The organism is Microvirga puerhi (genome assembly GCF_020089865.1).
Lineage (GTDB): Bacteria > Pseudomonadota > Alphaproteobacteria > Rhizobiales > Beijerinckiaceae > Microvirga > Microvirga puerhi.
This window is the reverse complement of sequence record NZ_JAIRBM010000006.1, coordinates 1-23313: the sequence shown is the minus strand read 5'-3', so window position 1 is coordinate 23313 and position 23313 is coordinate 1. Positions and strand designations below refer to the sequence as shown.

At 60.3% G+C, this 23313-nt stretch carries 20 protein-coding genes, 1 tRNA gene and 2 pseudogenes; 9 read left to right on the top strand and 14 right to left on the bottom strand.

Annotation, left to right across the window (positions count from 1 at the left end):
* Window positions 1-45: 45 nt before the first annotated feature.
* A complete protein-coding gene (locus K9B37_RS09560) occupies window positions 46-369 on the top strand; it encodes a hypothetical protein (protein WP_224312856.1) in 324 nt (107 codons plus the stop codon).
* A gap of 5 nt (window positions 370-374) precedes the next feature.
* Here the strand turns inward: K9B37_RS09560 and K9B37_RS09555 are convergent, their stop codons facing one another.
* The 3 genes from K9B37_RS09555 to K9B37_RS09545 all read right to left on the bottom strand — a co-directional run bounded on the left by K9B37_RS09555 (window position 375) and on the right by K9B37_RS09545 (window position 3133).
* Entirely contained in the window at window positions 375-1376 is a 1002-nt protein-coding gene (locus K9B37_RS09555; protein WP_224312855.1) for a coiled-coil domain-containing protein, read from the bottom strand.
* 126 nt (window positions 1377-1502) lie between these two features.
* Complete coding sequence (locus K9B37_RS09550; RefSeq protein WP_224312854.1) at window positions 1503-2105, bottom strand: DUF1134 domain-containing protein; 603 nt, start codon at window positions 2103-2105, stop codon at window positions 1503-1505.
* A 212-nt stretch (window positions 2106-2317) separates the two neighbouring features.
* Window positions 2318-3133, bottom strand: coding sequence for a 3'(2'),5'-bisphosphate nucleotidase CysQ family protein (locus K9B37_RS09545; RefSeq protein ID WP_224312853.1), 816 nt, complete (start codon window positions 3131-3133; stop codon window positions 2318-2320).
* Window positions 3134-3309: 176 nt separating this feature from the next.
* Between K9B37_RS09545 and chpT the strand changes: the two genes are divergently transcribed.
* Window positions 3310-3951: a histidine phosphotransferase ChpT gene (gene chpT / locus K9B37_RS09540; RefSeq protein ID WP_224312852.1), complete on the top strand. Its 642-nt coding sequence runs from the start codon at window positions 3310-3312 to the stop codon at window positions 3949-3951.
* Between the two features lie 169 nt (window positions 3952-4120).
* On the opposite strand, the gene K9B37_RS09535 is transcribed toward chpT, so the two are convergent.
* Window positions 4121-4558: an EamA family transporter gene (locus K9B37_RS09535; protein ID WP_224312851.1), complete on the bottom strand. Its 438-nt coding sequence runs from the start codon at window positions 4556-4558 to the stop codon at window positions 4121-4123.
* A gap of 85 nt (window positions 4559-4643) precedes the next feature.
* On the bottom strand, window positions 4644-5345 hold the full coding sequence (ctrA, locus tag K9B37_RS09530) for a response regulator transcription factor CtrA (protein ID WP_224312850.1): 702 nt from the start codon (window positions 5343-5345) through the stop codon (window positions 4644-4646).
* Window positions 5346-5862: 517 nt separating this feature from the next.
* On the opposite strand from ctrA, the gene K9B37_RS09525 reads away from it, so the two are divergent.
* Complete coding sequence (locus K9B37_RS09525) at window positions 5863-6267, top strand: flagellar export protein FliJ (protein ID WP_224312849.1); 405 nt, start codon at window positions 5863-5865, stop codon at window positions 6265-6267.
* A 62-nt stretch (window positions 6268-6329) separates the two neighbouring features.
* Here K9B37_RS09525 and K9B37_RS09520 read toward each other — a convergent pair whose 3' ends face one another.
* Window positions 6330-6950 carry a GNAT family N-acetyltransferase gene (locus tag K9B37_RS09520; protein ID WP_224312848.1) on the bottom strand — a complete coding sequence of 207 codons (621 nt, stop codon included), beginning with the start codon at window positions 6948-6950 and terminating at the stop codon, window positions 6330-6332.
* A 338-nt stretch (window positions 6951-7288) separates the two neighbouring features.
* Between K9B37_RS09520 and K9B37_RS09515 the strand changes: the two genes are divergently transcribed.
* Window positions 7289-8284 carry a lysylphosphatidylglycerol synthase domain-containing protein gene (locus tag K9B37_RS09515; RefSeq protein WP_224312847.1) on the top strand — a complete coding sequence of 332 codons (996 nt, stop codon included), beginning with the start codon at window positions 7289-7291 and terminating at the stop codon, window positions 8282-8284.
* Window positions 8285-8293: 9 nt separating this feature from the next.
* On the top strand, window positions 8294-9118 hold the full coding sequence (locus K9B37_RS09510; protein ID WP_224312846.1) for a class I SAM-dependent methyltransferase: 825 nt from the start codon (window positions 8294-8296) through the stop codon (window positions 9116-9118).
* Between the two features lie 4 nt (window positions 9119-9122).
* Here the strand turns inward: K9B37_RS09510 and K9B37_RS09505 are convergent.
* Both K9B37_RS09505 and sciP read right to left on the bottom strand, forming a co-directional pair.
* Window positions 9123-9314: pseudogene (locus K9B37_RS09505) on the bottom strand (helix-turn-helix domain-containing protein); the annotation flags it as partial.
* 249 nt (window positions 9315-9563) lie between these two features.
* Window positions 9564-9839, bottom strand: a complete 276-nt coding sequence (gene sciP / locus K9B37_RS09500; RefSeq protein ID WP_109595385.1) for a CtrA inhibitor SciP — start codon at window positions 9837-9839, stop codon at window positions 9564-9566.
* 235 nt (window positions 9840-10074) lie between these two features.
* On the opposite strand from sciP, the gene mnmA reads away from it, so the two are divergent.
* The 3 genes from mnmA (at window position 10075) to K9B37_RS09485 (ending at window position 12216) form a co-directional block, all read left to right on the top strand.
* Window positions 10075-11229 carry a tRNA 2-thiouridine(34) synthase MnmA gene (gene mnmA, locus K9B37_RS09495; RefSeq protein WP_224312845.1) on the top strand — a complete coding sequence of 385 codons (1155 nt, stop codon included), beginning with the start codon at window positions 10075-10077 and terminating at the stop codon, window positions 11227-11229.
* 23 nt (window positions 11230-11252) lie between these two features.
* Window positions 11253-11894, top strand: a complete 642-nt coding sequence (locus K9B37_RS09490) for a class I SAM-dependent methyltransferase (protein WP_224312844.1) — start codon at window positions 11253-11255, stop codon at window positions 11892-11894.
* Between the two features lie 67 nt (window positions 11895-11961).
* The gene (locus K9B37_RS09485) at window positions 11962-12216 is read left to right on the top strand and encodes a hypothetical protein (protein WP_224312843.1); all 255 of its coding nucleotides are present in this window, start codon (window positions 11962-11964) and stop codon (window positions 12214-12216) included.
* Window positions 12217-12430: 214 nt separating this feature from the next.
* Here the strand turns inward: K9B37_RS09485 and K9B37_RS09480 are convergent, their stop codons facing one another.
* The 6 genes and pseudogenes from K9B37_RS09480 to K9B37_RS09455 all read right to left on the bottom strand — a co-directional run bounded on the left by K9B37_RS09480 (window position 12431) and on the right by K9B37_RS09455 (window position 17160).
* Complete coding sequence (locus K9B37_RS09480) at window positions 12431-13570, bottom strand: HlyD family secretion protein (RefSeq protein ID WP_224312842.1); 1140 nt, start codon at window positions 13568-13570, stop codon at window positions 12431-12433.
* 92 nt (window positions 13571-13662) lie between these two features.
* Window positions 13663-13992 (bottom strand): annotated as a pseudogene (locus tag K9B37_RS09475) (DUF3302 domain-containing protein); the annotation flags it as partial.
* A gap of 498 nt (window positions 13993-14490) precedes the next feature.
* Window positions 14491-14862, bottom strand: coding sequence for a hypothetical protein (locus K9B37_RS09470; protein ID WP_224312840.1), 372 nt, complete (start codon window positions 14860-14862; stop codon window positions 14491-14493).
* A complete protein-coding gene (locus K9B37_RS09465; RefSeq protein WP_224312839.1) occupies window positions 14859-15323 on the bottom strand; it encodes a hypothetical protein in 465 nt (154 codons plus the stop codon). The genes K9B37_RS09470 and K9B37_RS09465 overlap by 4 nt, the downstream gene beginning before the upstream one ends.
* A 31-nt stretch (window positions 15324-15354) precedes the next feature.
* Window positions 15355-16680 (bottom strand): metallophosphoesterase family protein, encoded by a 1326-nt coding sequence (locus K9B37_RS09460; protein WP_224312838.1) that lies wholly within the window; start codon window positions 16678-16680, stop codon window positions 15355-15357.
* A gap of 403 nt (window positions 16681-17083) precedes the next feature.
* Window positions 17084-17160 (bottom strand) — tRNA-Met (locus tag K9B37_RS09455).
* 650 nt (window positions 17161-17810) lie between these two features.
* Between K9B37_RS09455 and K9B37_RS09450 the strand changes: the two genes are divergently transcribed.
* Window positions 17811-23313, top strand: a 5503-nt coding sequence (locus tag K9B37_RS09450; RefSeq protein WP_224312837.1) for a beta strand repeat-containing protein, incomplete at its 3' end; no start/stop codon positions are given.

The window sequence follows — 23313 nt, the reverse complement described above, 5'->3', positions numbered from 1 at the left end:
AACCTCTCCGTAAAAGGTCCGTTCCCCCTTGAAAGGAGCGGACACATGAAGCGATTACTTGCTCTCGTCGTCCTTGCGGTCGGCGGGATTACAGGAGCTTTGGCGCAGACGCCCAAGCCACCTCAAGCGCCGAACATGCCGGCCCCGGATCAGATGCCAGCCGAGAAGGTAAAGCCGAAGGATCCTTCGGAAACCGGATCGACGGGCACCCTGAGCGACAAACTTGAGAAGAGCGATGGCGTGATCAAGCCGCCGCCTACGGCAACACCGGATATGCGGGTTCCAGCGCCGGTCCCAGATCCCGGGACGACACGGGTCATCCCACCTCCGGGCAGCCCCGGCGGTAATCAGAGTGTCGAACCCAAATAACGTACTCAGCCGGTCCGTCTGCGCCGATTGGCCTTGGCGGGCTGGCTTTTCCCATTCTTGACGATTTGGTCTGCCAGCTCCTCGATTTTACGACGAAGCTCTTCGTTCTGAAGCGCAATCTCTGAGTTAGGCGCTTCCTGCGCCTTAAGGGCATCGGCGCTGGCTACGGTCAAAGCTTCGATCTCCGCGAGCTTCTCATCCCGCTCGGCCTCGAGCTCACGAATATGCTGCTCCAGGATCAATCCACGTTCCTGCTCAGCCGTGAGATTTGTCGCAAGCTCGGCGAGCCGCTTGCGCTCGCCCGAGAGCTCGCTGTGACGCTCGTTCAGGGCCCGCTCGAAATCGTTGCCGCGGGCCGTCTGGGTCATCAGCCTTGTCTCAAGATCCGAGATCGTGATCCGCTTGACGTCGAGCTCGCTGAGAGCTGCGGTCAGGCGCGCATCGGCATCGTCGTATGCGGCATTCCGCTCGGCGGTCTTCTCCTCAGCGCGTTGGAGGGCCGCTTTGGTTCTGGTCAGCTCCGCCTGTCTGGCATCCAGTTCCCGACGGAGATTAGAGAGTTCGTCCAGGGTGGCACGATGGGCGTTTTCGAGTGCCGCCAGCGTCTCTCGTGCACTGGAAAGAGAGGTGCGGGTCTTGGATAGTTCTTCTTCCGTCGAGGTCTGCTTCTCTTGCGTCGCCTTGAGTTCGGTCTCGCGGGACGTGATGATGCCATCCCGGGCGGCAAGGGTCTCCTCAAGCTCCTGGATGCGAACCGCGCGGCGGCCGAGCTCTTCCATGCTCTGGTGCTTGACGGCCTGCGCCTCCTCGGCCTTACGCTCGAGCTTCCGCTGCAAAATGGCGAATTCCGCCCGCAGATGGTCCTTCTCGGCGGACAGCTCCTCGATGGACATGGGAAACAAAGCTTCGACGCGCCGGCGCGCCAGGCGCTCGGCACGGCTGTTGATCGCCGGGATGATAAGGAGCGCAATCAGGGTTGCCGCTAGGAACCCCAGTGCGAAAATCATGATAGTTTCGACCACGCGGACTCGATCTCCAAGATGCCTGACCGGAAACGCTCAAGCACCTTGTCTTGTGCCCGCGCTGCTTTCCAGGGCTTTGAGAAAGCCCCGGACAGGCCTTTGTAGCGCAGCTTAGAAGGGATTCCAGGTCGGCTCTGGGGTGAACTTCAGATATCCCATGTTGACACCGAGGCGAGCGCCTACGCCGGTGCGGATCGGTACGACCACCATCTCGTCCGCCGCGGCCGCCGAGATCCCGAACCCGCCGACAAGATAGGCGGAGCCGTTAATGCCGACAAAGCGCTTATACAGGGCATTCATGGCTGGCAGGTTGTAGACCAGCATCATCGTGCGGGCTCCGTCGCCACCGACGTCGAATCCGAGGGTCGGACCCTGCCAAAATACGCGCCGCTCGCCCGCATTACGGGTAAAGAGCTTGCCTTCGCCGTAGCGCAATCCGCCGAAAAAGGCGCCAGAGGCCTCCTGCCCGAGGATATATCCGTTCGGTTCACCCCAGCGCCGAACGGCTTCCTCGACCGCGAGGGCGAGCCCACGGGACGCCGATCCAAAGAACTGATGCCCGGATTGGACCAGATCGTTCGAATTATAGGAGTCCGGTGCGTTGGGGGCAGGATAGCTGGTACGGGCCACCTGCTGCGCGGAGACACCCGTTGAGGACAGTCCAACAAAGGCGGCCAAGGCGGCGGCTGCCAGGAAGCGGTATCGCGAGCCCATGAGCAATCTCCTCGCATGAGATGCCGGTCCGACGGCCCGGCGGAAAGTGGACAAACCGACCCTGAGCCGGCTACCGCTCGGGCAGGGCCGCCTTGAACACAGGCGGTGGCACATTTTTAAAGCCATCAACCCTAACAATCTCTCTACGTCACCATGCATGGGTCGGCGCTGAGAGGCGAACGGGAATTTTCGTGGCTTTTTGGAAGTGCGGTCTAGCAGGTGACCGGCAATGCGAGACGCGGGGCGAGGGCGGGATCCCCCAACGCAGCAAAAGGTCCATTGCGATAGTCTCGGTCCCTGTGTCCATACGTCAGATGCGTGCCGCCCGCGCCGATGACCTTGCCTCCGGCGCAGGACAGGATGTGGTCGCCGGCTGCGGTATCCCACTCCATCGTCGGACCGCATCGAACGTAGACGTCCGCTTCGCCCGACGCGATGAGGCAGAATTTCAATGCGGAGGAGGCCGTCCGTCGGGTGCCGATCGACAGGGTCGAGAGGCATTTCTCCGTGGCGTTGTCGCCATGCCGGCGGCTGACGAGCGCGATTAGGCCCTGTTCCGGTGCAGCTCTCGTTGCGATCGGATGCCAGATGATCTCATCATCCGGCTTGCCGGGCATGGCTCCGGTCTCAGCTCGTGTTCCGGCGATCCAGATATTCCTCATGGCCGGCGCAGCCACGACGGCGGCGACGGGCCTATTGCCTTGGACCAGAGCGATGTTGACGCTGTACTCGCCCGTTCCATGGATGAAATCGCCGGTTCCATCCAAGGGATCGACAAGAAAGAAGAAACTGTCGGGAGAGACTTGGCTCGCGGTCTCTTCGGCGACGACGGGAATGCCGGGCCACGCCTCGTTCAGATGCGCGATGATCAGCTCTTCCGCCGCCAGATCGGCGAGGGTCGTCGGCGTTCCGTCCTTCTTGAGAGTGGCGTCCTTTTGAACGCGCTCCATTCGCCGGAGGACATGGCCCGCCTCGATGGCAATCGTCGCAAGCCGGCGGGCGACGGCATTCATATCGCTGTCGCGCATTATCATGATCGCAGCCCGCTTGGCTTGAGCATGTGGGCTCCTTTCTGCCCGCTTTTCAAAGAACTCGCAGCCGGGTATCCCGGTTCACGTTCTCTTTCCTGTTCTCCCTTAAGCTTGGCAGATCAGAACCCGATTGTGCAAGCATTAGACCGATTGACGGTCGTTCCGGAGCCCTCATGGCCACGATTTCCCTCGACTCCCTCGATCTCGCTGCTCTCCTGTGTTCCCGTGTCTGCCACGATGTGATTTCCCCCGTTGGGGCGATCGTCAATGGCCTTGAGGTTCTCGAGGATGACAGCGATCAGTCCATGCGGGAATTCGCTCTTGAGCTGATCGAGAAGAGCGCGAAGCAGGCATCGGCCCGTCTTCAGTTCGCGCGTCTTGCCTTCGGGGCCGCGGGCTCCGCCGGAGCCGCGATCGATCTCGGCGATGCAGAGCACGTCGCACGTGGCCTGTTCCAGGACGACAAGATCTCGTTCGCGTGGTCGGCCCCGCGGCTTCTCTTTCCGAAGAACCGGGTCAAGCTCCTGCTCAATCTCATCATGATCGCCATCAATGCCATCCCGCGCGGCGGAGCAATTTCCACCAGCGTCTCGGGGGATGCGGACAAATGCGAGTTCATCATTCGCTCAAAGGGTTTGAACGCACGGATTCCGGCACATGCCGAGGCGCTTCTCGCGGGCGAGTCGGAGACCGGCACCGTCGATGCACACGGCATTCAGATCTATTACGCCGGTATGATTGCCCGCGCGTCGGGAATGACGACGTCCTTCAGCATCGAGGGCGACGAAGTCACCTTGCGTGCGACTTTGGCATAATGCTTTCGCGAAGCCGCGCAATGCTCCTTACGCGCGGTATTCTTGCGTGTGCGTCCCTCACCGCAGCAACCGGGACGCACGCGTTTCAGTCTGTCGAGTGAGCGCAACCAATATTTCGGACAGGAGCCGTCTTCACGAGCAACGCGATTGGATGAAATGGTCTGTGACCTTATCCCCTGTATGCAACCAGCACGGCTCCGCCTGCGATTAGGGCCACACCGGTCCAGTTCCATCCTGACAAGCGCTCGCCGAGAAACATGACGCCGAAAAGGGCCACCAGAACGACACTCAACTTGTCGATCGGTGCAACGCGCGCAGCATCGCCGAGTTTGAGAGCACGAAAGTAACAGAGCCACGAGGCGCCGGTCGCGAGGCCGGACAGAATCAGGAACGCATAGGTTCTGGTAGAAACAGATCCCCAGGGTTGCCACTGGGCCGTGCCCGTCAGGATGGCAGCCAGCACCAGGAGGATCACCACGGTGCGGACAAAGGTTGCGAAATCCGAATTGATGTTCTCGACGCCGACCTTCGCGAAGATCGCCGTCATCGCCGCGAAGGCCGCCGACAGCAGAGCCCAAAATTGCCAGGACACGATCATCGACCGCATGAGGATTACTCCCATCTCGTGATCACCCATATTAACAAAAAACCCGGCCTTTGGCCGGGTTTTTGCGCGAAACGGGAGAGCACATTCAAACGGCGATGCGCTCGTCCGATTCATTCGGCTCGCGCAGCACATAGCCACGCCCCCAAACGGTTTCGATGTAGTTCTTGCCTTGAGATGCGTTGGCGAGCTTCTTGCGGAGCTTGCAGATGAAGACGTCGATGATCTTCAGCTCCGGCTCGTCCATTCCGCCATAGAGATGATTGAGGAACATCTCCTTGGTGAGGGTAGTGCCCTTCCGCAAGGAAAGGAGTTCCAGCATCTGGTACTCCTTGCCGGTCAGATGAACGCGAGCGCCGCCGACTTCGACTGTCTTGGTGTCGAGGTTGACGACCAGATCGCCCGTCGTGATGACGGACTGAGCGTGTCCCTTGGAGCGGCGCACGATGGCATGGATACGGGCAACGAGCTCGTCCTTATGGAACGGCTTCGTGAGATAATCGTCGGCACCGAAGCCGAGACCCTTCACCTTGTCGTCCGTGCCGGCCATGCCAGACAGAATCAAGATCGGAGTCTTGACCTTCGCGACCCGCAACGTGCGCAGCACCTCGTAGCCCGACATGTCGGGGAGGTTCAGGTCGAGAAGGATAATATCGTAGTCGTAGAGCTTGCCGAGGTCGACGCCCTCTTCGCCGAGATCCGTCGCGTAGACGTTGAAATTCTCGGATTTCAGCATCAGCTCGATGCTCTGCGCAGTTGCGCTGTCGTCTTCAATGAGAAGTACGCGCATGTTTATTCCCCAGCCCTTGCCCTTGGGTTGCTGACGAGCCGATGGCTGCCCATTCGCCACAGGGCCTGTGGTGAATGCCCTCTTGAACTGATTCGAAACGCTAGTTCAGAATGGTTAACAAACCCTGATTCAGACATGCAAGCTCTTAACGACTGAGGCATGGGTTCCTGTCGCTCGAAGCTGCTACCAGATGGTTCTTGACTCGCCATTCGAAGCCGTACGTTTCGGTCGAAACTCTTTTCTTCTCGGGATCTTACGCCCTTGTCTTGCGACGAGCCCTAAGGCGCGCCGCTGCGACGAACCCAGTGTTAACGGGTTGGGTAAACGAAAGGTTGATGACCCCTGCCTGTGGATAGATTGCTGCCCCAGTGACATATCGCACCGCAATCTTTCGCGGGGATTTCCTCGCTGGCGGTAAGGAAAGGTCAACTTCCATGCAGGATGGTAAATCGCGCCTGGCAGATAACTGAGCGATCTGCGGGGCACGTGAAACAGCGACGTGTGGAGTTGAATCAAGATGAAGTCGCGGGATACGCTCATTCGCCTCAAGCGCTTTCAAGTCGACGAGAAACGTCGGAAAGTGGCGCAGATCGAGATGATGGCCGCCGAGTTCGATCGTATGGCGGCAGACCTCGACCGGGAAATTGCGGCGGAGGAGCTTAAAGCCGGGATCTCGGATCCGAACCACTTCGCCTACCCGACCTATGCTCGCGCCGCGGCACAGCGGCGGGACAATCTTCGGCAGTCGATCCAGAACCTGCATGTTCAGCTCGATGATGCCAAGGCGGAGCTTGGAGAGGCGTTCGAGGACCTGAAACGGGCCGAGAGCCTGGAAGACCGCGAGCGCTCTATCGACCCAGCGCGTGATGCGGCTGTCCTAAGCCAGCCGGCACAACCGCGTGCCATGCGCGCCTCGGCATAGTTCCCAGCATACTTGCTTTCGCAAGGCGCACCTTAGGTGCGCCTTTTGCGTTTGAGCGCGCCTCAGCGCTTTTCGAGAATTGGAACATGGGGTCCGGCCTGCAACGGCAGATGACCGGTCAGGCGCGGATCGTCTGCCACCTCGATCGCGCGCTTATAGGGTTCTAACCCGGCTCGTCGATAGAAGGAGAGGGCGGCAGGGTGGTCGAGCGTGCAGGTGTGCACGAACAGGCGATTGATGGGCCTCTCGAATGATCGGCGGATGGCTTCCTGAATCAGGAACCGTCCCGCACCCTGGCCGATCGTCCCGGGCACGACCCCGAGAAAGGCAAGCTCCGCTTCGCCCTCGGTGCGAAAATCGAGTTCGAGCAGACCGATATCGGTTGTCTCATCATGGAGTGCATAGACTTCGATCCCCGGATCATGAAGAATCGCGTCGAGTGCCTCGTTGGACATCGTTGCCCGGCTGAACCAAAGCCAAGGCTCGCCGACGAGGCGAAAGAGGGTGCGATAGCGATCCATATCTCCCTTGATCCGCTCGAGAGACCAGGTGTCGGGCTTTCCCGGGGCCGGGATCGCGGCAGGGCGCTGCATCTGCAGATAGGTCACGACCGCTGCAATCTTCCCATCGGGAAGGTCCGTATAGCCATCCAGGTTCAAAGAGACGGAAGAGGGGGCTGCCATCCTATGACGATCTCCTGCGGGTCTGCTTGCGAAGGCACCGTTTCCCATGGCTCGCCCGGGAGGGCAATGGCCGAGACATGACCCTGGAGATCCAAGCCTTCGACGCGAGGCGTAGATCTCCTTCGCTGCGGACCCCACGGAACTTTCCGAATGTCTGCCGCGGGCGATTTCCGGCAAGCATGTCGCTCGCAATGGAGCGCTTCTTTTCCCAACGGGCGTGGTGAGTTGCCCTTACGAAAGTACTGGTCCGTGCGGTAGGGGCGCGACCGACTTTCCCCTTGCTCGGCAAAGGGTTGTAGGGCACACAGGGATGAAGTGTGAAGGAGCCGTCCACTTCAATGAAAAATGTGCGTGAGTTCCTCTGGCCTGTGATCGGGCTGTTGGCTGTTGTCGTGTCTGGCTGGCTCCTTTATCGCGAACTTCGTGGCCTTTCCCTCGACGATGTTTGGGAAAGCCTCACGGCCGTACCGAACCACCGTTACCTGCTGGCCGGCCTCTCCACGTTGGTCGCCTATGCCGCCCTCGCTTGGTACGATCGGATCGCCCTTCTTCATCTGGGGGTCCGGCACATCTCCTGGCTCTTCGTATCGATCACGTCTTTCACCACCTATGCCCTCTCGCACAATATCGGTGCATCGGTGTTCTCCGGCGCCGTGGTCCGCTACAGGGCCTATTCGTCGAAGGGGTTGAGTGCCGCGCAGATCGCGGTCCTGGTCGCCTTGTGCTCCTTCACTTTTGGGCTCGGCACGATCCTGCTCGGCGGCGTCGTGCTGACTTTGGACCCGACCCTGCTGCATCGTCTCGAGGATCTTCTGCCGGGCTTTCTGACCAATCCGGCAACCGCGCGAATCGTGGGCTTCATCCTGCTTGGCCTCGTTGTCCTCTACGCCGCCGGATCCATCCTTCATCTGCCGCCGTTGGTCGTCGGAAAGGCCAAGCTCGAATATCCTCGCCCGACCATTCTCTGGCGCCAGCTCCTTGCGGCACCCCTCGAACTTCTTGGAGCAGCCGGCATCATCTATTTTGTTCTGCCCGCTCATAGCGAGCCGAGCTTCGTCGTCGTGCTGGCGGTCTTCCTGGCGTCCTTCTCGGCAGCACTCGTGAGCCATGCGCCGGGAGGGCTCGGCGTGTTCGAACTGGTCTTCCTGACGGCCATGCCGGATATCCCCAAGCCCGATGTTCTGGCTGCCCTTATCGTCTTTCGGGTCTTCTATCTCCTGATCCCATTCGCCTTGTCGCTGATCGTCGTTCTCATGTTCGAAAGATCGCGTCTGGCGCAGGCTTGGCGAGGACGTCCGGGAAGTGGACCGTTGCCGCCTTCTCCCCTGGTCTGAGTGTCCACAGTGGCCTTCTGGCGGCGCCTGAGCTTCGGCCTCTCGACGCTTCTGGGGCTGAAGGTCCGGGGCTTCTTCATTCCCTATCGGTATGCAGAAAGCGTGCAACCAGGCGGCTATCCGGCTCTCATGCCGCTTTTTGAGAATGCCAGATCCCGTTTCGCGGATGTCCTGAACGAAATAGAGGTGCACGGTGCGGATCTGCGCCGGATTGCAGATGGGAAGGGGCCGGCCCGCTTCGACCAGGACTGGTTCCCGCGCCTCGACGCAGCGGCTGCGTATGCGATCGTACGCACGAACAAGCCACGACAGATCCTCGAGATCGGGTCGGGCCACTCGACCCGGTTCATGGCGCAGGCTGTGTCGGACGGCGGGCTTACGACCCGCATTACCTGCATCGATCCAGCCCCCCGGGCCACTTTGGCAAAGCTTAACGTGAGCCATAAGGCCGTGCTGCTGAAGGATGCCGATCAGAGCGACTTCATGGCGCTGGAGGCGGGAGATATCCTTTTCATCGATTCAAGCCACATTGCCATGCCAGGCACGGATGTAGACCGCCTCTTCCTGGACGTGCTGCCGCGCCTTGCTGCCGATACCCTGATCCATATCCACGACATTACCCTGCCCGATGCCTATCCGGCGGAATGGACGTGGAGGGCCTATAACGAGCAACTCCTGGTCGGAGCCCTTTTGCAGGGCGGCGGCTATGAGCTTGTCTTTTCAAGCCATTTCGTCGCGAAGGCCATGCTGCGCGATGCGGGCCGGAGCGTCCTTTCCGATCTGCCTCTCGTGCAAGGGGCTCTTGAGACGAGCCTCTGGCTGCGCAAGCTGTAATCCTTCAGGACGGCGCTCCGGTCCGAAACTGCCCCGGCTCCGGAATGAGAAATCCGGCTCCCGCATATTCGTTCAGCTTGTTGCGCAGGGTGCGGATCGAGATCGCGAGGATCTTGGCGGCATGGGTCCTGTTGCCCTGGCAATAATCCAGCGTCGCGAGAATGAGATGCCGCTCCACATCCGCAACCGTCTGACCGATCTCGATCGTTCGCGATGTCCTCGACCCGGCAGGGAGAACTGCCGCGTGGGCGGCGGGATGCGTAGGACTTTGGGGATTCGAGACGTTGTAGGCTTGCTGCACCGGATGGACCTGTCTGAGCAAAGGGGCTTCAAGACGATTGTCCGATGATGGTTAGAAAACGCTTAACGGCCCTCGGGAGGGGGCGCCGACGCGAAAAGGGCGCGGTCCGATTGGGAGCCGCGCCCTTGAGAAAAGATCCGAGGATTACTGGCGATAGTGCTGGATGCGCGTCGTGCGCAGTCCGGCAAGGCCATGCTGATCGATGGAAAGCTGCCAGCTGAGGAATTCCTCCGTCGTCAGCGTATAGCGCTGACAGGCTTCCTCGAGGCTGAGAAGGCCGCCGCGGACGGCGGCGACGACTTCCGCCTTACGGCGGATGACCCAGCGGCGCGTGCTGGACGGCGGAAGATCAGCAATCGTCAGAGGACTGCCGTCGGGCCCGATGACATACTTGACCCTCGGGCGGTGGGGTTCGGTCATGATACGCTCACACAAAAATTCAACGACCTTGTCGACGGTGAAAGTATGCGACGCCGCTTAATGTTTTCCTAAGCGCATAGGGGAGGTGGCTTGAGTCGCCTCAATTTCGCCCGAGCGGTTAACGAGGCGTGACGTTTCGGGCCTGCCGGCGCTCTGGAAGATCGGCGCAGTGATCGCTATAGAAGGGCTTTGGCCCCTCCGTGCGCCGCCTTGAACGGCGCCTCGGGATGGAACGATGCTCAACTCACTCGATCTCCCCCACGACCCGTCGAAGACGCGCGTCGTGGTCGCCATGTCCGGGGGTGTGGATTCCTCCGTCGTCGCCGCACTCCTCAAGCGGGAGGGCTACGATGTGCTCGGCATCACGCTTCAGCTATACGATCATGGCGCCGCCGCGCACCGTAAGGGTGCCTGCTGCGCCGGCCAGGACATCTACGATGCCCGCCGGGTGGCAGAGGCCATCGGCATTCCCCATTACGTCCTTGATTATGAAGCCAGATTTCGCGAGGCGGTGATCGACCGCTTCACCCAGAGCTATCTGGCCGGCGAGACGCCGATCCCCTGCGTGGAATGCAATCGCTCCATCAAGTTCCGCGACCTTCTGGAAACGGCGCAGGAGTTGGGAGCGGACATCCTGGCGACCGGTCACTATGTGGCGAGCCGGGCGCTTCCCGATGGGCGGCGGGCCCTCCACCGGGCGGCCGATCCGGACCGGGACCAGAGCTATTTCCTCTATGCGACGACGCCCGAGCAGTTGAACATGCTTCGCTTCCCCCTGGGAGAACTACCCAAGGAGGAGACTCGGGCCCTCGCCCGTGAGTTCGGTCTCACGGTGGCCGAGAAGGCAGACAGCCAGGATATCTGCTTCGTGACCCAGGGGCGCTACAGCGACGTGATCGAACGGCTAAAGCCGGGAGCCGTTCATGGGGGCGAGATCGTCCATGTGGATGGGCGCGTCCTGGGTCGGCACGAGGGGATCATCCACTACACGGTGGGGCAGCGGAAGGGGCTTGGCATCTCGACCGGCGAGCCTCTCTATGTCGTCCGCCTGGACGCCAAGGAGGCTCGCGTCGTCGTCGGCCCCCGCGAAGCTTTGGCGACTCGCCTGATCCGTATCGCAGACATCAACTGGCTTGGCGACGTGCCGCTCGAAAGCGTGGGCCAGACGGGCCTGGACGTTGCCGTGCGAGTCCGTTCCACCCGTGAGCCGCGCCCGGCCGTCCTGCGCGCGGACGGAACCGGCGCTACTGTCGAGCTGTTGTCGGCGGAAGATGGGGTGTCTCCCGGTCAAGCTTGTGTCATCTATGAGAGCGATGCTCCCCGGGCGCGCGTGCTGGGCGGGGGCACCATCGCTCGAACGAATGCTGAGGCCGCTCCCGCCGCGGCCTGAGGCTCCCCACTGAAGGACTCTCCATGACGGATGGACCCACCACGGCCCCGATGCGTAAGGCTTACGCGCGTTGGGCCCCGATCTATGACATCGTCTACGACAAGCTGACCGAGCCGGCCGCGCGCGCGGCGGTGAACGCGGCGGTGGCTTGCGGCCCGCGGGTGTTGGAGGCCGGCGTCGGAACGGGGTTGGCGCTGGGCTATTATCCGGCGCATGCGGAGGTTCATGGCGTCGACTTGTCCGAAGACATGCTGCGGCGCGCCCAGGAAAAAGTCGAGAAGCGGGGGCTCACGCATGTGAAGAGCCTGCAGGTCATGGATGTGACCCATCTGAGCTTTGCCGACGAGACATTCGACGCCGTGACCGCTCAGTTCATCATCACGCTCGTGCCCGAGCCGGAAGTGGCCCTTTCCGAATTCGCGCGAGTCCTCAAGCCCGGTGGAGAAATCGTTCTCGCCAACCATTTCGGTCAGGCTTCGGGGCCGATCGCGGCTCTCGAGGAGCTGGCATCGCCGATCGCGAAGGCAATCGGCTGGAGCTCCGCCTTCAAGGCCTCCCGGGTCGAGGCCTGGGCCCGATCCACCGGCCGGATGGAGGTGGTGGAGCTCAAGTCGCTCTTCCCAGCCGGCTTCTTCAAGCTGATGCGGATTCGTAAGAGCGCCTGATTCCGAGCCGTCGTGGAGAGGTCTGTTGGCCGCCTCCGCCTGACTTCCGCTACGGAAGCCCTATGTGATGAAGGAAACAACTCCATCAGAGAAAGCCGGCGCCATGCGTATCTTCATGTTCGTTTCCCAGTCCAAGGACGATCTCCATGCTTTCGCGGGCGATGAGGCAGGGAGCAAGCTTCCTGCCAAGTTCGGGCCTTGGGGACTGACCGGGACGCTTCAATCTCGCCAGGCGCCGCCGCACAACTTTTCCCGCCGGACGATCGAGCAGGCCATCTCCTCCGAGGGGTTCCAGCTCTGGCGCACGAAGTCCAAGAATTGATATGCGAGAGTCTGCAGATGAAGCCGACTTGGGGGCTTCCACAATCGCTTAAGCAGTGGCGCTAAGCTTCCGCGACACTAGTGCTTTGTCTCCGACACAACAAGGAAAGTCGCGTCGGTGATTGCCATCTTCCGAGGAAGCCAAAAACGACATGGAGATGGAGCAAAGATCCGCTACCGGCAATCCGCCTGAGGCGCCAGTCACACCCCTGCAGCTAATGCCCTTCATAAAAGACATAGTTTTCCCAGCTCCGCATGCGCAGTAAAATGCGCCGCAGTAGCGCCAAGTGTTCCGCGTGCTCCGTCAGAATCGCGACCTGCGCGGCTGCACCGAGCGGAATCTGATACGCGGAAATGTCGTCAAGCAGCTCGATATCCGCGACGGCCCGGTCGTTGAGTGTCGTCGATGCGAAGTCCTGAAGGACGCCCGTTGCCTGGAACTGGCCGGCCGCGATCACATCGAGGATCCGGCTGACCTTGGCTTTGAAGACCCGTCCTGGCACGGCCTCGAAGGCGACCTCGGCCATATCTCCGGGGTGAACCCGCTGCAACGAGTTCTGCTGGAACGCCGCCGCAAGCAGCCGGTCATGGGGGCCCTGGTTGACGAACACAATCACCGGCCTGAATGGCGCCGGGACGACATACATTCCGGGACGCAATGCGACCTGGGTGGCGAAGCCATCGGTCGGTGCCCGGACCGTCGTCTGGGCCAGATCAAACTCCGCATCGCGCAACTCGGCCTGGAGGCGTGCCACCGTCGTGTTGACGCCGCCGATCTCAGACGAATAAGCCAGCGAGGCCCGTTCTTCCTCGGCCCGTGCGCCGATCGTGCTTTGTCGTGACGTCTCAAGGTTGCGCGAGGAGGTATCGAGGGCCGCCTGCGCGATCACCTGCTTGCGGAACAGTTCGGCCTGGCGTTCATAGTTCTGCTGCGCCAACTCGAATTGTGCCTGCGCCCGATCGGCGCCAGCCTTGGCTTGGTCGAACGAGGCCTTGAGCTGCTTCACGTTCTGCTCCGCTTCCGCCAACAGGGCCTTCTTCTGATCGACCACGTACTGGTAGGGCTCGGCGTCAAGGCGAAAGAGAACGTCGCCCTCCTTCAGTTTTGTATTCGGGACGACGGGAACCTCGACGACCCGCCCCTTGACCCCCGACAGAATCGGCGTCACCGCGAAATAGATGCGGGCCGTGGTCGTGAAGGGATGGTTGTAGTTCATGACCAGCAACAGCAGGAAGATGCCGACGATGCCGCCAAGCGCAGCCGTGGAGAGGGTCCATTGATTTACCGGGATGCGAAACAGCTTGAACACCACCACGCAGATCGCGACGTACATGAGGATGAGCAACAATTCCATCAGCGGGCTCCCACATCCTGCCGCAATTCGGGAGCCGCTCCGGCTTCCGGACGCGTCGGCACTCTCACTTCTGGTGAGCCGACCGGCCGTGCCTGCGCTTCAAGGTGCGCGACGCGTCGGCGTAGTTCGGCGACTTCCTCTGCCAATGCCGTTCGTTCGGTCTCGTCCGTAGGGGCCGCTTTGAACCCCCATCCCCGTTCTGGCCGGTAGGTCATGGCCCAGATCCACAGGAAGGGCCAAAGGACGTGGAGTGTGAACAGGCTCACCCATCCGGCGGCGTGAATCGCATCCTGATGCGGATGATCACGCGATTTGGCGATGCGATAGGGAATGTCGTGAATGGCGATGACGCCGTAGAACAGTACAACGGCCACGAAGAAGAGGATGCCCAGCGCAAGATAATTCAGGAAGGGATCGCCCATGGCTCAAAGCCCTCCGGCGATGTGGCAGCTTCCGAGCGCGTCGCCGGCCAGCTATCCCTGACTATAGCCAAACGCCAACTGAATTATAACTCGGCAACAGATGGACGGCGAGCTCTTTGGTATCCTCTTCGCAGCGCCTGCTGCCTTTGAGCAGCTTCAGAAACCGTTGAGCTTTCGGCAGCGGAGCCATTGGCATCAAAGAGAGAAAAGGGGATTGTTTTTAAGATCAAACGCTTGCTGAATTTTTGGTAGCGGGGAACCGCTACCGCCAATCCGCCAACCACCCTCTATCCGGTTCCAGTTGCGCTCTTTCGGCCCAAACCAGGGATTTCGAACAGCGTCGGCTTAGTGCCAGATGCGGACCTTCGATTGCGTTTGCCCAGTTCCGGCTGGAGAGGCGCTTCCGGACATCGTCATGCCATGCTTCATGAGCTGATCCACGATGGAGTGCCCATCTCGCCTGCTCGGTCCGGACCGCACGGACAATCTCCCCAAAGCTCACAGATAGAGCCGGAACCAGGGCAACGTCAGGTAAACGCATGCGCCCATCGCGGCCAGGGGAACGACCCATAGCCATCCCGACCAGAGGCGGTTGGTCCATCGCTCCGGCAGCGACGCAGCGGCAAGGCCGATGGCGAGCGCCCCCATCGCGGCGGTCGCGGTCCAGCCGTACCAGTAGATTGCGGGGGCAAGGAACCCCATCGAGGGATCGACGATGTCTTTCGGACGGTGCGTGCCTGCAAGCACGATGCCGAGCGACGGATAGACGGTGAACAGTGCAAGATCGCGCGCCAGGGCGATGACGTAGAGCACTGCGAAGGCCGGCCCGAAGGCGAAGGCAAAGCGACGAAATGCCGGCGAGGATGTCATGCCCCAAATCCCATGATGTTGTTCACGACGTGGCCCACGAGAAAGCTCCACCAGACGATGCCCGTCAGGATCGTCGTCAGGGCGGTGCGGGTCCGGGTAAGCTCGCCACCTTGGGGCTGCTGCCAGCAGACCCAATAGGCCGGCAGCAGCCCCAATCCGATGGCGACGAAATGCTCCTTCATGTCGAGGAAGCCAAGGGCCTGCCAATGCCCGCCCCGCTCCAACTGGGGCCTGACGTCGACGCGGAAATACAGATAGACGACCGCGCCCAACAGTGCGGACGTGACGAACAGAAGCACGATCGCGTCGGCGAATGCGGCTGATGGAACAGTCCGAAACCGACCGAAGAACGAACCCGGCCGCGGACGCATTGATGTCCATGTCGCCAGGGTTTGGTGCATGGTTGCGCCAAGCAGCGCGACCGCTACCAGGCCGTGGAGGATCAGGAGGATGGTCGCCACGGCTGCCCTCCTGCCCTCGGATCCTCGCTGGTCACGTGAACAGCTCTTCCGTCCCAAAGGGCTCGGCCGATCCGGGGCGGAACCGATTAAGCGTGAACCTGGTCCTCTGGCCCGGTTTAACGTCCACGAGGACGTAGTTGTACTCCTCCGTGGGCGGCTGCCCCTTCCAATACAGATCCGGTGGATAGTCCGCGGGCAGCTTGATGCTCGTGCGGCCTGGAAGGATCGGGTCCTGTTCGGCGCCACCGCCACCGAGCATCAGGTATTTGACTCCATCGACATCATAGATCTCGGTCGTATGGACGTGCCCGTTGAACACGACGATCTCGAGGTCCTTGGCATAGGACGCGATCAACTTGTGCGGATTGTCGGGCGCCGGAATGGGACCGAGGCCGGACCGGGCGAAAACCGGGTAGTGGAAAACGATGAAGGCCTTGCGGATGCCCGCCGCCTTGGCTTCGTCGAGCCATTGCCGGAGCTGCTGCATCTGCTCGGTGTATCGAGGCCGGTCGGCGTCCCAGAGCGAAGGGGACCGGTAGTCGTATTGCCCGCTCCAGAGAAAGACGAATCGGGCGCCGTCGAAGTCGAACTTGTAGATGAGGTGGTCCGGTGTCACGCCGAGGTTCTTGAGATAAGGCACCGCGGAAAGTACGCCATCGATTCCAGGATCGCCCCAGACTTCGTGGTTGCCCACCCCGATGAACCACCGGCCCTCCAGCCCGGCCGCGAGCATCTCGCCATCAGGAGCGGGCAGTTTCTTCAGCATGGTATCGTTGACGCGCCTCCAGTAGGGGCTGTCGGCAATCGTCAGGCCTTGGTTACCCCACCAAACGACATCGCCGCTGTTGACCACGAATCTGGCGCGTCCGGCCTGGACATCCTTGACGATCTCCCGCGCCACCCAATCGCCGCCCTCCAGCCTGAAGATCGTCCGGTGCACGCCCGGCAGCAGCTTCACGTCCTCGACGGAGGCCTCGGTAACCCACCCCTTGTCGACCGTCAGGGTCATGACCTCGCTCCGGCTCTCGAACGGCATGATGATCCGGATGAGTTCGCCGGTAGCCGGGTCGAAGATGGTTTTCACGTCCTTCCGGACCACCGCTTCCGCGACCTTTTCCGGCATGACCAGTCCGAACATCTCGACGAACAGCTTGGTCAGGTCCGGTTGGCCCTGCTTGTAGGGCAGATACATCATCGGGCGGGTGTCGCCGCAGACGGCGAACGAAAAGCTGGATCCGGCTGGCTGCGCCGCCGCCGTACCCAACACCGGCAAGGCGGTCATGGCGGCGGTCACCGCAATCTGCTGCGCCAACGCCCTGCGCGTCAGCCTGATCGGAGGAAGTGGGTGTTCCGTCATAGGGTCCCTCCTCGTGCCGTGAGGCGCCCCCAGTCGTCAGGTGTTGCGTGATTGACTGACACCTGTCCAGGCTAACCGAACTGCAGCGTTGGGGCATCGGGCGAGACCTTAAGTTCCAGCTTGGTTCAACCTTGGAGGTAGGAGCCTGAAGGACCGTTCCGAGTCAAAAGCAGACATTTGGGACGAGAGTGATGCCTGCTCACATATTGAGGTCATCGCGGATTATGTGCTCGGAAGCAAAGGCCTGTTACGCGGGCTTGACCGCGAACGGAGGTGGAAACCACCTGCGAACTGCCGTTCAGTTGAGCCACAGGAATTATTGAGCTTTTTAGATGAGGGGCGCTTCCATGGAGGAAGCGAAGAACGTAAATTTGACTTTAAGATCAAGTACTTAAATGACCGATGGTAGCGGAGGAGGGATTTGAACCCCCGACACAAGGATTATGATTCCTCTGCTCTGACCAACTGAGCTACTCCGCCCCAAACGGGAAGAATCCCGTGCGAGACAGGCGCGATATAGGGAGGGTTTGGCCGCCCTGTCAAGAAAGAGTGTGTGGTTTTCGGCCTGCCAAAGCAGGTTCGCGAAGCTTGAGCGAACCGGCTCGCCTGTCGGGGTGCCATCGCATGATCGAGTGTCGGCAGAAGGCAGTATCCCCATGGTACTTTATGTAAGAGAGTGACAATCGCGAAAACCCGCAAGGCCACGCTCGGCGGGCGAGCCGGAATAAGGGCTTTGCAACCCCTGGGCGTGATGAGCGTCGCGCGGCTTAAACCTTTGGTTGGTGACCATTATTGCTTGCGATGTGAAGTATCGCGACAGCATATCCATGCAATTTCTCCCAGATGAGTTTGTAATTTCTGCAAAGAAGCCGAGTCTTCGAGGCCGTCTCGGTCCTTGGTTAATGTGAAAGAGAAACGAGCCGAGGCAGCCTTCCTCAAGAGGATATTCCTTCTTGGAAGCCACTTCTGAGATGCGAATACGATGAATTTCGCCGGCTGACGTTTCTGCCCCCTCCGAACATGGAGCTTGGCGCTGCCACCAATGTGCGTAATGTTACGTCATATCGTAATATGCGCCCAAAGTGGGTAACGCGGCGCAAGAGTGGCGGCACAGGCCAAGGGGACGTCAAATGAACAAGCCGGTTTTCGACAAGGCACTCATCAACGATGCGATCCAGCTCGACGATGTGGGCGGCCTCAACGCCGCCGATAGCATTGCCGAGATGACGATCGGCGACGTCGCTGCCTCACGTGACGAGGACGAGGCACGGCGTGTGCCCCTCTCCGAGCCTTCGGATCAAGACGAGAGCCGCCGTCAGGTTGTGCTCGACACGGAGCAAAAGGCCGGAGCGACGATCGCAGATGTCGAAGGCACGGACGCCGAACACACCGCCGGTCCGCTCGTGACGGCCACCCCACGCGTCACGGATCATTCGGTTGATCTCCCTAACGACAAGGCGGCCTATGACGTGAAGGCCGAGTTTGCCGGTGTGGAGAAAGCTCCTTGGGAAGCTGCGACGCTCTCCGACAGCACCATCGTGTATGAAGCTGGCGCGGCCGACGCGACTGTCGGCTCAATGTCTGATGGCTCCGAGCCGTCATCGGCGAAGGGAAATAGTGCCGTCATCCTGACCGACTCGGCGCTCTTTGCGGATCCTTCGGCCAATACGCTTGCGGGCCCGTCCGGTGGTGACACCCCGGCTCCGCCGCCTCCTCCGCCAACCACGATCGGTACATTCTCCGGTGCTACGACCATCGATGAAAATCCAAGCTCGGGTAAGGGGCTTGGTACGCTAATCGGTGATGATGACGGATATGGTCATAAATTCGAGAGCGTGACCGGTGAGGCTGTTAGAGTTGTCTTTTCCAACGGCCAATACAACGTCCTGGTTAACGACGCCTACTTGTATAAATACGACTACGAAACGGCCCCCAATCATCAGGTGAAGGCTCTAGTCAAGTCCTGGACCATGGATGTTGATACGGGGCTGTCGTCATCGACATACCAGACGCTGACATTCACGTTGAACGACGTGTCCGAGCCGCCGATCCTCGGATTTAACGGGACCTTGCAGGTGCTCGAGAACCAGGTCGGTTATGTCGTCGGTGAGATTACCATCAATGACATAGAAGGATACGGCACCGGAAACGTAGGAATAGCTATCAGCGACCCGCGCTTCGGCGCTCGCCTGCAGAATGGAAAATGGTATCTCGTTACGCGGGACACTGCAGAGGGAAAAAGCGGGATCGACTATGAAACGACCCCCAATCATACGCTCACCGTCACCATTGCGGTGACGAACACCGCGGGCCACACCGGTTACGAGACCCTCACGCTCTCGGTTCTGGACGGGCCAGATGCTCCGACAGGAGTTTCCATCGCCTATCCGGACGGCAAGGGCGTGCCCGAGGATACGGCGGGCATCAAGATCGGGACGCTCTCGGGAATCGACCCGGATCAGACGCCGACGACATTTACCTACCAGATCATCGACAGCCAGTTCGAGACTTACAAGTATACTGACTGGTACGAGATCAAGAATGTCAACGAGTTGTGGCTCAAGCCAGGAATATCGCTCGACTATGAGCGGTTCAGCATTCTGGGGGCTCCGATCCAGATCAAGGTTACGGATGGAACGGGTCTTTCTACCAATGTCGGACTTAGTCTCAAGGTAGAGGACCTTCCCGAGAATCCTCACGATATCTATCTCAGTGTGGAGATGGCGGGCGGCGTTATTCCGGAAAATACCAAAGGTCAAAGGGTCGCCCTTGTCGGTGCTATCGACGACTTCGCCGATCGGCCGAATCTGATCTACTGGATTGAGCCTTCGGTCGGTGGGCAATATTTCACACTGTCACAGAGTTCGAACGCCTCCATTTGGGAGCTTTTCGCAAAGCCCGATGCGAATATCGACTATGAAGCGCTCGCGAGCAGCAACTTCAAGATTCCGGTAAAGATCTACGTCAAGGATCCGGCAACCGGGTACACGACGTCTCAGACGTTCAACGTCGACATTTCGGACGTCGATGAGCCGACGACACTGACTTTCGCAGGGCAAACCTCCTATACAGCCCGCGCGACGGGGGACGAGGCAAATCCCTTCGTGGGGGTGACGCTCACGAATCCCGATGGCGGCGACCCAGTGACGCTGACGATCGCTTTTAAGGAAAGCGACGGCGTGCTGTCGAATATGTTCACGCATAACGGCGTCACCGTGACGAGCAGTTCGTCGGGCGGAATTATCACTTACACGCTCGTCGGACAGGCCGCGACCCTCAACACCTTCCTCGACAGCGTGGGCTTCAATCCGATGGACCGGAACAACGGCCCGGATGTCGTCACCAAGTTCACGTTTACGGTCACGGATGCGCCCTACGCGACCATTACGTCTGCGGACGCTATTCAGGTTACTTCCTATACCAACAGTGCTCCCCAGTTCAGCGTCGATCCCGGCAAGAAGGACTTCATCGCCAAGTCCATCAACGAAACGGTGGCGCCGTTTGAAGGTGTCAGTTTGTTTGACACAGAGAACGATGAAATCACCGTTACGATCTCCTTCACGAAGGCCAACGGCGATTTGATCGGCATGACGAGCCGGGCGGGCGTGACTCTTGTGAATGACGTAACATCAGGCACAGTCCGAACCTTTACTGTAAAAGGTCTGGCGGCAGATCTTCAAAGCTATTTCGATACGATCCTGTTCGATCCGAAGGATAGTACCTCCGGCACCAATGTGGTGACGACTTTCTCGTTCACCGTGGCTGACGCATCACATACAGCAGCCCCGTTCGACAATGTCATCTCGGTCACGGCCACGTCCGTCAACAATGCGCCCGACCTCACCGTTGTTGGCCCACGGTCCTTCACGACGGCGGCGACCGGCGGCCTTGCGACGCCGTTCGGTGGCGTAACGGTCTCCGACGGCGAGAACGATCAGGTCACCCTGACGATCATGTTTGCCGATGGCGACGGTGCTCTCGGTGGCCTCGGCAGCCGCAACGGCGTAACCGTTCTCTCCAACTCGACAACCGGCAGCATTCGCACGGTGACGCTGAAGGGCCTGGCCTCGGACCTGAATACATATCTGGATGGAGTCACGTTCGATCCCACCAACCGTGCGTCGGGCGCCAACGTGATCACTAAGTTCACCTTCACCGTGAAGGATGACACAAATTCTGCGGCCGGCTACTCCGATTTGATTCAGGTCATTTCGGATGCGACGAACGCGGCGCCGACTTTCAGCGTCTCCGGCCCCAGTACCTTTACGACAGCCTCCATCGGAGGCGTCGTAAATCCATTTACGGGTATCAATCTCGCCGATGTGAATGGCGATCTGATCACGCTCACTATCGCGTTCACGAACAGCAATGGTGCGCTCAGTGGGATGCTGAGCCACGGTAACGTGTCCGTCATAGACAATGACGTTGCTGGCGGAATCAGGACTTACTCACTGACTGGCTCTGCAGCCGATCTCCAAACATTCCTCGATGGTATCACCTTCGATCCGGCGGATCGTAAAGTCGCGGATTTCACGACGAACTTCAGCTTCACGGTGAAGGACGACCTGCACACGCCTATCGCGTTCAACAATGCCATCAACGTTGTCGCCGTCGTGTCTCAGACTGCTCCAACCTTTGCGGTGACCGGGCCGACGTCGTTCACGGCTGCGGCGGTCGGGCAGACGGTCAATCCCTTTGCCGGCGTGTCTCTCGATGATAGGGACGGCGATCAGGTAACTCTGACGATCAAATTCGCCGATGGCGATGGCGTTCTTTTCAACATCAGCGACCGGGATGGCGTCACGGTCTACGGAAACACTGCCACTGGTGGATTCCGCACCATCACATTGAAAGGGTTGGCCTCGGATCTAAGCACGTATCTCGATAGCGTGGCTTTCGATCCAACCGATCGGTCTTCGGGCAATAATGTGTCGACAAAATTCACCTTCACGGTGAAGGACGATTGGCATACTGCGACCGTTTATTCCGACGCGATTGAGGTCATATCGACCCCGGCGTCATCTCCAAGCAATGCATCCCCCACCCTCGTCGTGGCCGGCCCAACTTCGTTCACCACGGCGGCAAGCGGTGGCCTGGCGGTGCCGTTTGGCGGCATCACGCTCGCCGACAGCGATGGCGATCTAATCACCATACGAATCGCGTTCGCAGATGCTGACGGTGTGCTCGGCGCACTGGGTAATCGCGATGGCGTGACGGTGCTCGACAATGTAGTCACCGGTGGCATTCGCACCGTGACATTGAAAGGCTCGGCGGCGAGTCTGAACAACTATCTCGATGGTGTTACCTTCGACCCAACTGATCGGGCCTCCGGAGCGGACATTGCCACCAAGTTCTCGTTCTTGGTGATGGATGATTACCACAACGGTCTTGGAAACGGCTATTCAGACGCGATTACCGTAATCTCCACGACCACGCCTCCGTCAAACAACACGGCGCCGACCCTTGCTGTCACCGGGCCGACCTCGTTCACGACGGCGGCGAATGGCGGCCTGGCGACGCCGTTCGGTGGCGTAACGCTGGCCGACAATGAGGGCGATCGGATCACGCTGACAATCGCCTTCACCGATACGGAAGGCACCCTCGGAGGGGTTGGCGCACACGATAACGTGTCGGTCATCAGCAATACGGTCAGCGGCGGCATTCGCACCGTCACGCTGATGGGTTCGGCTTCGGACTTGAACACCTATCTCGACATCGTCACGTTTAACCCGACCGATCGTGCCGCTGGACCGAACGTGACGACCAACTTCACCTTCACGGTGAAGGATGGCACCCATACCGCCACCTCCTACACCAATGCGATCCAGGTGGTCTCAGACGCCAACAACGTTGCGCCAACTCTCAGCGTGACTGGCCCGACGTCGTTCACGACAGCGGCGACAGGCGGATTGGCGACGCCGTTCGGCGGCGTGACGCTGGCCGACAATGATGGTGACCAAATCACCCTGACGACCGCCTTCACAGATACAGACGGTGCCTTAGGTGGCCTTGGTGATCGCAATGGCGTGACGATTGTCAGCAATGTGGTCAGCGGTGGCATTCGCACTGTGACCCTGAAGGGCTCGGCAGCAAGCCTGAACACCTACCTCGATGGCGTGACCTTCGATCCGGCCGATCGGGTGTCAGGCGCGGATGTCTCGACCAAGTTCACCTTCACGGTGAGCGATGGCCTGCATACGACGGACACCTATGGCAATGCCATCGAGGTGATCTCGACCACGACGCCTCCGTCGAACAACACGGCACCGACGTTCGTCGTGACCGGTCCGACCTCGTTCACCACGGCGGCGAACAGCGGTTTGGCGACGCCGTTCGGCGGCGTGACGCTGGCTGACGCCGACGGCGATCAGGTTACCATAACGATCAAGTTCACCGATTTGGATGGTGCGCTCGGTGGGCTGGGCAACCGCAATGGCGTGACGGTGATCGACAACACGGCGAGCGGCGGCCTTCGCACAGTCACGTTGAAGGGTCTCGCTTCGGATCTGAACACCTATCTCGATGGCGTCACCTTCAATCCGACCGATCGCGGTCCAGGACCGAACGTGACCACCAACTTCACCTTCACGGTGAAGGACGACAGCCACACCGCGACGGCCTACACCAACGCGA

Coding starts and splice junctions, on each gene's coding strand:
- K9B37_RS09460 (WP_224312838.1), bottom strand. CDS start 16,680: ATGACGGAACACCCACTTCCTCCGATCAGGCTGACGCGCAGGGCGTTG.
- K9B37_RS09560 (WP_224312856.1), top strand. CDS start 46: ATGAAGCGATTACTTGCTCTCGTCGTCCTTGCGGTCGGCGGGATTACA.
- K9B37_RS09545 (WP_224312853.1), bottom strand. CDS start 3,133: ATGCGCGACAGCGATATGAATGCCGTCGCCCGCCGGCTTGCGACGATT.
- mnmA (WP_224312845.1), top strand. CDS start 10,075: ATGCTCAACTCACTCGATCTCCCCCACGACCCGTCGAAGACGCGCGTC.
- K9B37_RS09520 (WP_224312848.1), bottom strand. CDS start 6,950: ATGGCAGCCCCCTCTTCCGTCTCTTTGAACCTGGATGGCTATACGGAC.
- K9B37_RS09485 (WP_224312843.1), top strand. CDS start 11,962: ATGAAGGAAACAACTCCATCAGAGAAAGCCGGCGCCATGCGTATCTTC.
- K9B37_RS09535 (WP_224312851.1), bottom strand. CDS start 4,558: ATGCGGTCGATGATCGTGTCCTGGCAATTTTGGGCTCTGCTGTCGGCG.
- K9B37_RS09515 (WP_224312847.1), top strand. CDS start 7,289: ATGAAAAATGTGCGTGAGTTCCTCTGGCCTGTGATCGGGCTGTTGGCT.
- chpT (WP_224312852.1), top strand. CDS start 3,310: ATGGCCACGATTTCCCTCGACTCCCTCGATCTCGCTGCTCTCCTGTGT.
- K9B37_RS09550 (WP_224312854.1), bottom strand. CDS start 2,105: ATGGGCTCGCGATACCGCTTCCTGGCAGCCGCCGCCTTGGCCGCCTTT.
- K9B37_RS09470 (WP_224312840.1), bottom strand. CDS start 14,862: ATGACATCCTCGCCGGCATTTCGTCGCTTTGCCTTCGCCTTCGGGCCG.
- K9B37_RS09555 (WP_224312855.1), bottom strand. CDS start 1,376: ATGATTTTCGCACTGGGGTTCCTAGCGGCAACCCTGATTGCGCTCCTT.
- K9B37_RS09525 (WP_224312849.1), top strand. CDS start 5,863: ATGAAGTCGCGGGATACGCTCATTCGCCTCAAGCGCTTTCAAGTCGAC.
- ctrA (WP_224312850.1), bottom strand. CDS start 5,345: ATGCGCGTACTTCTCATTGAAGACGACAGCGCAACTGCGCAGAGCATC.
- sciP (WP_109595385.1), bottom strand. CDS start 9,839: ATGACCGAACCCCACCGCCCGAGGGTCAAGTATGTCATCGGGCCCGAC.
- K9B37_RS09490 (WP_224312844.1), top strand. CDS start 11,253: ATGACGGATGGACCCACCACGGCCCCGATGCGTAAGGCTTACGCGCGT.
- K9B37_RS09480 (WP_224312842.1), bottom strand. CDS start 13,570: ATGGAATTGTTGCTCATCCTCATGTACGTCGCGATCTGCGTGGTGGTG.